Origin of the sequence: Actinotalea ferrariae CF5-4 (assembly GCF_000603945.1) — a bacterium.
In the GTDB taxonomy this organism is placed as follows: domain Bacteria; phylum Actinomycetota; class Actinomycetes; order Actinomycetales; family Cellulomonadaceae; genus Actinotalea; species Actinotalea ferrariae.
Map to the genome: position 1 here is coordinate 1 of NZ_AXCW01000030.1, position 10,449 is coordinate 10,449.

At 74.5% G+C, this 10,449-nt stretch carries 10 protein-coding genes; 2 read left to right on the top strand and 8 right to left on the bottom strand.

Going from position 1 to position 10,449, the window contains the following annotated elements:
- The coding region (locus N866_RS04480; protein ID WP_034223246.1) for a DUF349 domain-containing protein at positions 1–1,359 on the top strand (1,359 nt) is incomplete at its 5' end.
- A gap of 178 nt (positions 1,360–1,537) precedes the next feature.
- Here N866_RS04480 and N866_RS04485 read toward each other — a convergent pair.
- The 8 genes from N866_RS04485 to pdxT all read right to left on the bottom strand — a co-directional run bounded on the left by N866_RS04485 (position 1,538) and on the right by pdxT (position 8,969).
- A complete protein-coding gene (locus N866_RS04485) occupies positions 1,538–3,985 on the bottom strand; it encodes a RelA/SpoT family protein (protein WP_081802324.1) in 2,448 nt (815 codons plus the stop codon).
- A gap of 75 nt (positions 3,986–4,060) precedes the next feature.
- Positions 4,061–4,591: an adenine phosphoribosyltransferase gene (locus tag N866_RS04490; RefSeq protein ID WP_034223247.1), complete on the bottom strand. Its 531-nt coding sequence runs from the start codon at positions 4,589–4,591 to the stop codon at positions 4,061–4,063.
- A 36-nt stretch (positions 4,592–4,627) separates the two neighbouring features.
- Complete coding sequence (yajC, locus tag N866_RS04495) at positions 4,628–4,999, bottom strand: preprotein translocase subunit YajC (protein ID WP_034223248.1); 372 nt, start codon at positions 4,997–4,999, stop codon at positions 4,628–4,630.
- Between the two features lie 98 nt (positions 5,000–5,097).
- Positions 5,098–6,132 carry a Holliday junction branch migration DNA helicase RuvB gene (gene ruvB, locus N866_RS04500; protein WP_034223250.1) on the bottom strand — a complete coding sequence of 345 codons (1,035 nt, stop codon included), beginning with the start codon at positions 6,130–6,132 and terminating at the stop codon, positions 5,098–5,100.
- Entirely contained in the window at positions 6,119–6,730 is a 612-nt protein-coding gene (gene ruvA / locus N866_RS04505; RefSeq protein WP_034223251.1) for a Holliday junction branch migration protein RuvA, read from the bottom strand. Before ruvA ends, ruvB begins: the two co-directional genes overlap by 14 nt.
- 163 nt (positions 6,731–6,893) lie before the next feature.
- Positions 6,894–7,487: a crossover junction endodeoxyribonuclease RuvC gene (gene ruvC, locus N866_RS04510; protein ID WP_052022385.1), complete on the bottom strand. Its 594-nt coding sequence runs from the start codon at positions 7,485–7,487 to the stop codon at positions 6,894–6,896.
- A 67-nt stretch (positions 7,488–7,554) separates the two neighbouring features.
- Entirely contained in the window at positions 7,555–8,316 is a 762-nt protein-coding gene (locus N866_RS04515) for a YebC/PmpR family DNA-binding transcriptional regulator (protein WP_034223254.1), read from the bottom strand.
- Between the two features lie 11 nt (positions 8,317–8,327).
- On the bottom strand, positions 8,328–8,969 hold the full coding sequence (gene pdxT, locus N866_RS04520; RefSeq protein WP_052022386.1) for a pyridoxal 5'-phosphate synthase glutaminase subunit PdxT: 642 nt from the start codon (positions 8,967–8,969) through the stop codon (positions 8,328–8,330).
- Between the two features lie 42 nt (positions 8,970–9,011).
- On the opposite strand from pdxT, the gene kynU reads away from it, so the two are divergent.
- The gene (gene kynU / locus N866_RS04525; RefSeq protein ID WP_034223255.1) at positions 9,012–10,262 is read left to right on the top strand and encodes a kynureninase; all 1,251 of its coding nucleotides are present in this window, start codon (positions 9,012–9,014) and stop codon (positions 10,260–10,262) included.
- The last annotated feature ends 187 nt before the right edge of the window (positions 10,263–10,449 follow it).

Here is a 10,449-nt window from a genome sequence, read left to right on the forward strand (position 1 = left end):
CCCCGCCCGCTCGCCCGTCCCGCCGTCCCCAGCCCGGCGGCCGTCGCCCCGACGGCCAGTGCGCCCACCGCGCCGATGCCGCCCGCGCTCACCGCCGCCGAGACGGCGGAGGCCGCCCGGTGGGGCCGTGTCGACGACGACGGCACGGTGTGGGTCCGCGAGGAGTCCGGCGAGCGGGTCGTCGGGCAGTACCCCGACGCCGACCCGACGGAGGCGCTGGCCTTCTACGTCCGCCGCTACGCCGACCTCCACGCCAAGGTCGTGCTCTTCGAGGCACGCCTCGCCGCGACGGACCTGTCCGTCAAGGAGATCGACTCGACGCTGACGAACCTCGCCGCGGAGGTCGCGGAGCCGGCCGCCGTCGGCGACCTGTCGGCCCTCCGCGCGCGTCTGGAGGCGCTGCGGGCGGTCGCCGCCGAGCGTCGCGCGGCGGCCGAGGCCGAGCGCGCCGCCGCGCGGGAGGCGGCGGTGGCGGAGCGCACCGCGCTCGTGGAGGCCGCGGAGAAGATCGCCGCGACCGACCCGGAGCGCATGCAGTGGCGCCCGGCCGGGGAGCAGCTGCGGGTCCTCCTGGACCGGTGGAAGGACTCCCAGCGCCACGGCCCGCGGCTCGACCGGGGCACCGAGGACGCGCTGTGGAAGCGCTTCAGCCACGCGCGCTCGGCGTTCGACCGGGAACGCCGCCGCTGGTTCTCCGACCTGGAGAAGCGCAACGCCGGTGCGAAGTCCGAGAAGGAGGCGCTCGTCGCCGAGGCCGAGCGGCTCTCGTCGAGCACCGACTGGGGTGCGACCTCCGCGGCGTACCGCGACCTGATGACCCGGTGGAAGAACGCGGGTCGCGCCAGCCGCAAGGACGACGACGCCCTCTGGTCGCGCTTCCGCGCGGCGCAGGACGTGTTCTTCGCGGCACGGGACGCCACCCAGCGGCAGACCGACGAGGAGTACTCCGCCAACCTCGAGGTGAAGCTGGGGCTGCTCGCCGAGGCGGAGAAGCTGGTCCCGGTCACGGACCTCGGCGCGGCGAAGGCGGCGCTGCGGGACCTCCAGGAGCGGTGGGAGCGGGCCGGCAAGGTGCCCCGCGCCGACGTCCAGCGGGTGGAAGGGCGCCTCCGGGCGGTGGAGCAGGCGGTCCGGGACGCGGACCAGGCGCAGTGGCGGCGCACCAACCCGGAGACCCGGGCTCGCGCCGAGGGCGCCGCGGCCCAGCTCTACGCGGCGATCGCGGCGCTCGAGTCCGACCTGGACGCGGCCAAGGCCACGGGCGACGCCCGCAAGGTCGCGGAGGCCCAGGCGGCCCTCGACGCCCGGCGCTCGTGGCTCGAGCAGGTCGAGCGGGCTGCCCAGGAGGCACGGGGCTGACACGCCGCGGCACCCACGACGGGCCGTCCTTCTCGGAGGGGCGGCCCGTCGTCGTCGGTCGGTCTTCGGACCTCGACCCGCGGCGACCGGCACGCCGAGCCCGGCGTCCGCGGTCGGCCCGCGTCCCGCGGTCGACCGGTGTCGGGCGGTCGGCGCACGCGGGGCAGGACGCCCGGCGTCAGTGGAAGCTCGGGGCCTCCGCCGCGCGGGTCCCGGTGATCCGGTAGACGTCGTAGACCCCGTCGACCTTGCGCACGGCGGACAGCACCGAGCTCAGGTGCGCGGGCTCGGCCATCTCGAAGACGAACCGGGAGAGCGCGACGCGGTCGCGCGACGTCGAGACGCTCGCCGACAGGATGTTGACGTGGTGGTCCGACAGCACCCGGGTGACGTCGGAGAGCAGCCGGCTCCGGTCGAGCGCCTCGACCTGGATCTGGACGAGGAAGAGCGAGCTCGCGCCGACGTCCCACTCGACCTCGACGATCCGCTCGGGCTGGTCGCGCAGGGCCGTGACGTTGTCGCAGTCCGAGCGGTGCACCGAGACGCCGAAGCCGCGCGTGATGAAGCCGACGATGTCGTCGCCCGGGACCGGTGTGCAGCACTTCGCGAGCTTCGCCCAGACGTCGCTGACGCCCTTGACCACGACGCCCGCATCCCCGGCCCGCAGGCGCCGTGACGTCCTGGCCCCGGGACGGGCGACCTCCGCCGCGTCCTCCTCGTTGCCCTGCTCCCCGCCCATCGCGTGCACGAGCTTCTGCACGACGGTGGCCGCCGAGACCTGGCCCTCCCCCACGGCCGCGTACAGGGCCGAGACGTCGGCGTAGCGCATCTCGTTCGCGAGGACGACCAGTGCGTCGTGCGTGAGCAGGCGCTGGATCGGCAGGTTCTGCTTGCGCATCGCCTTGGCGATCGCGTCCTTGCCGTGCTCGATCGCCTCCTCGCGGCGCTCCTTGGAGAACCACTGGCGGATCTTGTTCCGCGCGCGGGGGCTCTTGACGAACGTCATCCAGTCCCGGCTGGGCCCGGCGGTCTCGGACTTGGAGGTGAGGACCTCCACCACGTCACCGTTGTCGAGCGCGCTGTCGAGCGGCACGAGGCGGCCGTTGACGCGGGCGCCCATCGTGCGGTGGCCGACCTCGGTGTGCACGGCGTACGCGAAGTCGACCGGCGTCGACCCCGCAGGCAGGGCGATGGCCTCCCCCTTGGGCGTGAACACGAAGACCTCGGCGCCACCGATCTCGAAGCGCAGCGACTCGAGGAACTCGGCGGGGTCCGCGGTCTCACGCTGCCAGTCGACGAGCTGGCGCAGCCACGCCATGTCGGCCGCGCCGTCCACGGCTGCCGGGTCCTGCTGCTGCTTGGCGTGCTCCTTGTACTTCCAGTGCGCGGCGACGCCGTACTCCGCCCGACGGTGCATGTCGTGCGTGCGGATCTGGATCTCCACGGGCTTGCCGCCCGGGCCGATGACCGTCGTGTGCAGCGACTGGTACATGTTGAACTTCGGCATCGCGATGTAGTCCTTGAACCGGCCCGGGACCGGGTTCCACCGCGCGTGCAGGGCGCCCAGGGCGCCGTAGCAGTCCCGTACCGAGTCGACCAGGACGCGGACGCCCACGAGGTCGTAGATGTCCGCGAAGTCGCGGCCGCGCACGATCATCTTCTGGTAGATCGAGTAGTAGTGCTTCGGCCGGCCGGTGACGGTCGCCTTGATCTTGGCGCCCCGCAGGTCCGCCACCACCTGGTCCCGGACGACGGAGAGGTACTCGTCGCGGGCGGGCGCGCGCTCGGCGACGAGGTGGACGATCTCTTCGTAGACCTTGGGGTACAGCGTGGCGAAGCTGAGGTCCTCGAGCTCCCACTTGATGGTGTTCATGCCCAGGCGGTGCGCCAGGGGTGCGTAGATCTCGAGCGTCTCGCGCGCCTTTCGCTCCGCGGACGCGGCCGGGACGAACTTCCACGTGCGCGCGTTGTGGAGGCGGTCGGCGAGCTTGATGACCAGGACGCGGATGTCGCGCGACATCGCCACGACCATCTTGCGCACCGTCTCCGCCTGGGCGGCCGCGCCGTAGGTGACCTTGTCGAGCTTCGTCACGCCGTCGACCAGCATCGCGACCTCGTCGCCGAAGTCCCGCCGCAGGTCGGTCAGCGAGTACTCGGTGTCCTCGACCGTGTCGTGCAGGAGGGCGGCGGCCAGCGTGGGCGGCGTCATGCCCAGGTCGGCGAGGATCGTCGCGACCGCGACGGGGTGCGTGATGTAGGGGTCACCGGACTTGCGGACCTGGCCGCGGTGGGCGCGCTCGGCGACCGCGTACGCGCGCTCGAGGACCGACAGGTCGGCCCGCGGGTGGTTCGACCGCACCGCCAGGAGCAGCGGCTCGAGCGCGGGAGAGGCGGTGGACGTCCGGGTGCCGAGCCGCGCGAGCCGCGACCGCATCCCACCGAAGTCGGAGGCGCGGCGGATCGTCGCCGGTGTCGCCGCCGTCGGGGTCCCCACCGTGGGCGTGGTCACCGCGGGGGTCGGTGCACCGCCGCTGGGCGGGCTGCTGGTGGACACCGCGCCGCCTCCCGAGGCCTGCTTCCCGGTCCGGGGCGCCTCGGGCGTGGGCTCGCCGTGCGTCGTCGCCATGTCACCTCCCAGCCGCGGTCAGACGGTCCAGTCTAGTCGCCGACCGGGCGCGAGCCGGTGGCGCGCCGCCGGGTCTCAGAAGCCGACGACCACGTCGAGGCGCTGCCCCGCGAGCTTCTCGCGTCCGTGCAGGAACGTCAGCTCCATGAGGAAGCTGAGCCCGACGACCTCCCCGCCGGTGCGACCGATGAGCTCGACGGTGGCGGCCGCGGTCCCGCCGGTCGCCAGCACGTCGTCGACGACGAGCACGCGGGCTCCGTGGCCGATGGTGTCCGCGTGGACCTCCAGGACGGCGCTGCCGTACTCGAGGTCGTACGCGCCGGTGACGGTCTCCCGCGGGAGCTTGCCGGCCTTGCGCGCGGGGATGAACCCCGCACCCAGGGCGGCCGCGACCGGTGCGCCGAGGATGAAGCCGCGGGCCTCCATGCCGACGACGAGGTCCACCGGCCCGGGGGCCGCGGCGGCCATCCGGTCCACCACCGCCCGGAAGACCGGACCGTCCGCCAGGAGCGGCGTGATGTCCTTGAACACGACCCCGGGTTCCGGGTAGTCGGGCACGTCGTGGATGAGCTCACGCACGCGCGCGGCGAGCTGGTCCTCGGTCATGGGTGTCTCCCTGGAGGGGCGGTGGCGCGGCGGGCGTCAGCGGCGGTCGACGTCGTCGGGGTCCCGCGGGTCGGCGGTCAGGCTCGACGCGTCGTCGGGGACGCGGTCACCGGTCACGTAGGCCGTCGTGGCGTCGTCCACCACCTCGTCGTCCTCGACCGGCGGGTCCACGAGCTTGGCGATCGCAGCGCGCAGCCACCGGCTCGTGACGCCGGGGGACGTCTCGATCGTGACGACGTCGCCCTCGGCGGCCACGACGGTGCCGAAGAGGCCCGACCCGGTCATGACCTCCTGCCCCGGCACGAGGTTCTCGCGGAACGCCGTCGTCTCCTTCTGCATCTTCCGGGTCCGTCTGGTCATGAGCCAGAGGAAGCCGAAGGCGACGGCGAGGGGCAGCAGCAGTTCCATGACTTCTCTTTCGTCGGGGGCGACTCGCGGAGTCTAACGACGGGCGCGCCCCGAAGGTTCGCAGGTCCGTCCACCCGTGCGGCCCGGTGCGGTTCCGGTCAGGCGAAGAGCGTCGGCGCCGACGGTGGCGGGCGCAGGTGCAGGTGCTGCCAGGTCCGCGTCGTGGCGACACGGCCTCGCGGCGTGCGGCCCATGAGGCCCTCCCGCACGAGGAACGGCTCCGCCACGGTCTCGACGGTCTCCGGCTCCTCGCCGACAGCGACCGCCAGGGTCGTCAGCCCGACGGGGCCTCCCCCGAAGCGCACGCACAGGGCGTGGAGGACGGCCCGGTCCAGCCGGTCCAGGCCGATCTCGTCGACCTCGTAGACCTCCAGGGCCGACCGTGCCGCCGCGCGGTCCAGCGTGCCGTCCCCGCGGACCTGCGCCCAGTCCCGGACGCGCCGCAGGAGCCGGTTCGCGATCCGGGGCGTCCCACGCGAACGCCGGGCGATCTCGTTCGCCGCGGCGCGGTGCAGGTCCACGCCGAGCAGCCCGGCGGACCGCTCCAGCACGCGGACCAGCTCCTCGTCCTCGTAGAACTCCAGGTGCCCGGTGAACCCGAACCGGTCCCGCAGCGGGGCCGGCAGCAGGCCGGCGCGGGTCGTGGCCCCGACCACCGTGAACGGCGGCAGGGCGAGGCCGATCGCGTTCGCCCCGGCCCCCTTCCCGACGACGACGTCGACGCGGAAGTCCTCCATGGCGACGTACAGGAGCTCCTCGGCCGGGCGGGCGATGCGGTGGATCTCGTCGAGGAAGAGGACCTCGTTCTCCTCCAGCGAGGAGAGCACCGCCGCGAGGTCACCGGCGTGCTGGATGGCCGGGCCCGACGTGACGCGGACGGACGTGCCCAGCTCGGCTGCGATGATCATCGCCAGGGTGGTCTTCCCGAGCCCGGGCGGTCCGGACAGCAGGACGTGGTCGGGGGCGCGCCCGCGTGCGAGGGCCGCCTCGAGGACGAGCCCGAGCTGCTCGCGGACCACCCGCTGGCCGACGAACTCGTCGAGGCGCTTGGGCCGCAGCGCGGCCTCGGCGGCGCGCTCGACGTCCTCGGCGCCGCCCGAGACGAGCCGCTCGGCCTCCTCAGGCACGCCCACCGCCGAGCACCCGCAGCGCCCCGCGGAGCACCGCCGCGACGTCCTGGGCCGCGACGTCCTGGTCGACCGGGACCACGGCGGCGACCGCGTCCTGCGCGGCCTTGAGGTTCCAGCCCAGCCCGACGAGGGCCTCGGCGACCTGCGCCCGCTGGTCGGTGAGCGGCGGCGGGGCCGCGACCGCGCCCTCGGCACCCACGGGCGCACCGAGCCGGCCCGTGAGCTCCAGCACGATCCGCTGCGCACCCTTGCGGCCGATGCCGGGGACGCGCTGGAGCGCGGCGAGGTCCTCGCCGGCGACGGCGCGCCGCAGCGCGTCGGGCGTGTGCACCGCCAGCATCGCCAGGGCGAGGCGCGGGCCCACACCGCTCACGGTCTGGAGCGTCTCGAAGACGTCGCGCTCGTCGTCCTCGGCGAAGCCGAAGAGCGTCAGCGAGTCCTCCCGGACCACCAGGGCCGACGCGAGGCGTGCCTCCTCCCCCACCCGCAGGCCGGCGAGCGTCGTGGGGGTGGCGTGCGCCAGGAGGCCCACCCCGCCCACGTCGACGACGACGGCGTCCAGCCGCACGGCGAGGACGCGTCCCCGGATGCTCGCGATCACCCTGTCTCCTGTCCTCGACCCGTCCGCGACGCCGGCCGTGCCGTGGCGCGCGTCGGGGTGACCGGCGCGCACGCCGGACGTCCACCCGAACACCTGTACGAGCGGTCACCGTAGCAGGCGTCGCACGCACTTCCGTGTCGGCGCACCGGACCTCCCGTGGTGGTCAGCGTCCGCGTCGGCTGGCCGCCTCGGCGAGCGCCCACGCGCGCTGGGCCGGCGTCGCCGACGTCGTGCTGCGGGCCGGAACGCCGACGGCGTCCGGCACGCGCGCCGGCCGTGGCGCGGCCACGGGCCGCCACAGGTGGCAGATCCCGAGGGCCAGCGCGTCCGCCGCGTCGGCCGGGGACGGCAGGGCGTCCAGGCCGAGGATCCGCGCGACCATGAGCTGCACCTGGGCCTTCGGTGCACGCCCGTTGCCCGTCACGGCGGCCTTGACCTCGCTGGGGGTGTGCAGCACCACGGGGAGGCCGCGCCGGGCGGCGGCGACCATCACCACCCCGGAGACCTGCGCGGTGCCCATGACGGTCCGGACGTTGTGCTGGGCGAAGACCCGCTCGACGGCGACGCCGTCGGGGCTGTGCCGGTCGAGCCAGCGCTCGACCTCGGTACCGATCGTCAGCAGCCGCTCGGCCGGGTCGGCGTCCACGTCGGAACGGGCCAGGCCCACCTCGACCAGACGCACCCGGCGCCCGGGGGCGGACTCGACCACCCCCAGACCGCACCGGGTCAGTCCGGGGTCCACTCCGAGCACGCGCACCGGCCCAGTCTCCCAGCCGGGCACTCCGTCGGGCCGCCGACGCGCCCGTCCGAGGGGCCCGGCGGGCTCAGTCCTCGTCCTCCAGCTGGGCCATGACCTCGTCGGAGGCGTCGAAGTTCGCGAAGACGTCCTGCACGTCGTCGCTGTCCTCGAGCGCCTCGATGAGCCGGAGGATCTTCCGTGCGCCCTCCACGTCGACCTCGACCTGGGTGGCGGGGACGAACTGCGCCTCCGCCGAGTCGTAGTCGATGCCGGCCGCCTGCAGCGCCGTGCGGACGGCGACGACGTCCGTCGCCTCGCTCATCACCTCGAACGCCTCGCCGAGGTCGTTGACCTCCTCGGCCCCGGCGTCGAGCACCGCGGCCAGCACGTCGTCCTCGGTGAGTCCGTCGGACTTCGGCACGACCACGACTCCGCGCCGCGAGAACAGGTAGGACACGGACCCGGGGTCCGCCATCGCACCGCCGTTGCGCGTGAACGCGACCCGGACGTCGGACGCGGCGCGGTTGCGGTTGTCCGTCAGGCACTCGACGAGCACGGCGATGCCACCCGGGCCGTAGCCCTCGTACATGATCGTCTGGTAGTCGGCGCCGCCCGCCTCCTGGCCGGACCCGCGCTTGACGGCGCGGTCGATGTTGTCGTTCGGGACCGAGGACTTCTTCGCCTTCTGGATGGCGTCGAAGAGGGTCGGGTTGCCCGCCGGGTCACCCCCACCGACGCGGGCGGCCACCTCGACGTTCTTGATGAGCTTGGCGAACAGCTTGCTGCGCCGCGCGTCGATGACGGCCTTCTTGTGCTTCGTGGTGGCCCACTTGGAGTGACCCGACATACCCGTACCCCTCAACCACGCTCGGAGACGATCTGGACGAACAGGCGATGCAGACGCAGGTCCCCCGTGATCTCCGGGTGGAAGGAGGTGGCCATGACGTCGCGCTCGCGCACCGCGACGATCCTACCGGCGGCCTCCCCGCCGGCGACGCGTGCGAGCACCTGGACGCCGGGGCCGGCCTCCTCCACCCAGGGGGCGCGGATGAACACCGCGTGGACCGGTCGCTCGGCGCTGTCGGGGACGCCCTGGACGACGAGGTCCGTCTCGAAGGAGTCCACCTGGCGGCCGAAGGCGTTGCGGCGCACGGTCACGTCGAGGCCCCCCACCGTCGACTGCCCGGGCGCGGCACCCACGAGCCGGTCCGCCAGCAGGATCATGCCGGCGCAGGAGCCGTAGGCGGGCAGCCCGGCCCGCAGGGCCTGCTGCAGGGGCTCGTAGAGCTCGAACGTGCGCAGCAGCTTCTCGATCGTGGTCGACTCGCCGCCCGGCAGGACGAGACCGTCCACCGCCGCGAGCTCCCGCTCGCGCCGCACCGCGACCGCCCGCGCCCCCGAGGCCTCCAGCGCGGCGCGGTGCTCCCGGACGTCGCCCTGCAGGGCCAGGACGCCGATGACCGGGGGACGCGCTGCACGCGGGGGCTCGGGCTGGCTCACGGCGGACGATCCTACGTCCCCGTCGTCTCCTATCCTCCCGACATGGCACCCACCGACGACGTCGTCGCGACCCTGGCCGAGCGCGCCGGCCTCCTCGACGAGACCCACGCGGCGACGGACCGCCGCGACCGCTTCGCGCTGCCGGACGGCGTCGTGTACCTCGACGGGAACTCCCTCGGCGCGCTCCAGCGCCACGTGCCCGCCGTCCTTGCCGACGTGGTGCGGCGGCAGTGGGGCGCGGACCTCATCGCCTCCTGGAACGACCACGGCTGGTGGGACGCGCCGACGCGGGTCGGCGACCGGATCGCGCCGCTCCTGGGAGCGGCACCCGGACAGGTCGTCGTCGGGGACTCCACGACGGTCGCGCTGCACCAGACCCTCGGGGCCGCGCTGCGCCTGCGGCCCGGGCGTCGGGCGGTGGTCACGGACCCGGCCTCCTTCCCCTCCGACCTGTACGTGGTCGCCGGGCTTGCCGCGGAGCACGGACTGGAGGTGCTGCACGCGTCGCCGCGCGACGTGCCGGACCTCCTCGCGCGGCGCGGGGACGACGTGGCCGTCGTCGTCCTGTCCCACGCCGACTTCCGCACCGGCGAGCTGTGGGACCTGCCCGGGATCACGGCGGCCGCCCACGCCGCCGGTGCGCTCGCGCTGTGGGACCTCAGCCACACCGTCGGCGCCGTCCCGGCCCGCCTGGACGCGAGCGGGGTGGACCTCGCGGTGGGCTGCGGCTACAAGTACCTGTGCGGCGGCCCGGGGGCGCCCGCGTTCACGTACGTCGCGCAGCGCCACCAGGCGGCGTACCGGCCCCCGGTCCAGGGCTGGAACGGGCACGCCGAGCCCTTCGCCATGGACCCCGAGCACCGCTTCGCCGCGGGTGTGCGCCGGGCGCGGATCGGCACGCCGCCGATCCTGTCGCTGCTGGCGCTCGACGCCGCGCTCGACCTCTTCGACGACCTGCCCGTCGAGGAGGTGCGGGGCCGCTCCCTCTCCCTCAGCGGCTTCCTCGCCGACGCGGTGGAGGCGCTCGTGCCGGAGGTCGAGGTGGTGACCCCGCGCGAGGACGCCCGGCGGGGCTCCCACGTGAGCGTGGCCCACCCGGAGGCCTACGGGCTCGTCCAGGCCCTCATCGCCCGCGGCGTCGTCGGGGACTACCGGGAGCCGGGGCTGGCGCGCCTCGGGGTCGCCGCGCCCTACCTCACGCACGCGCAGCTCCTGCGCGCCGTCCTGGAGATGCGCGCGGTGCTGGACCGCGGGGAGCAGACCGCGCCCCGGGAGCGCCCGACGGTCACCTGAGCAGGCGTGGCTCGTCGCCGTGCCGCCCACACCGCGGGAGAGCAGGAGGCGCCCGGAGTGGGCGGTCGCTCAGGGCTGGTCGGGCAGCACCCGCGTCACGCCGTCCCACCCGCCGAGCAGGCCACGGACGACGCTCGCCAGCGGCGCGGGGAAGACCTCCTCCTGGACGACCTCGAGGTCGTCCAGG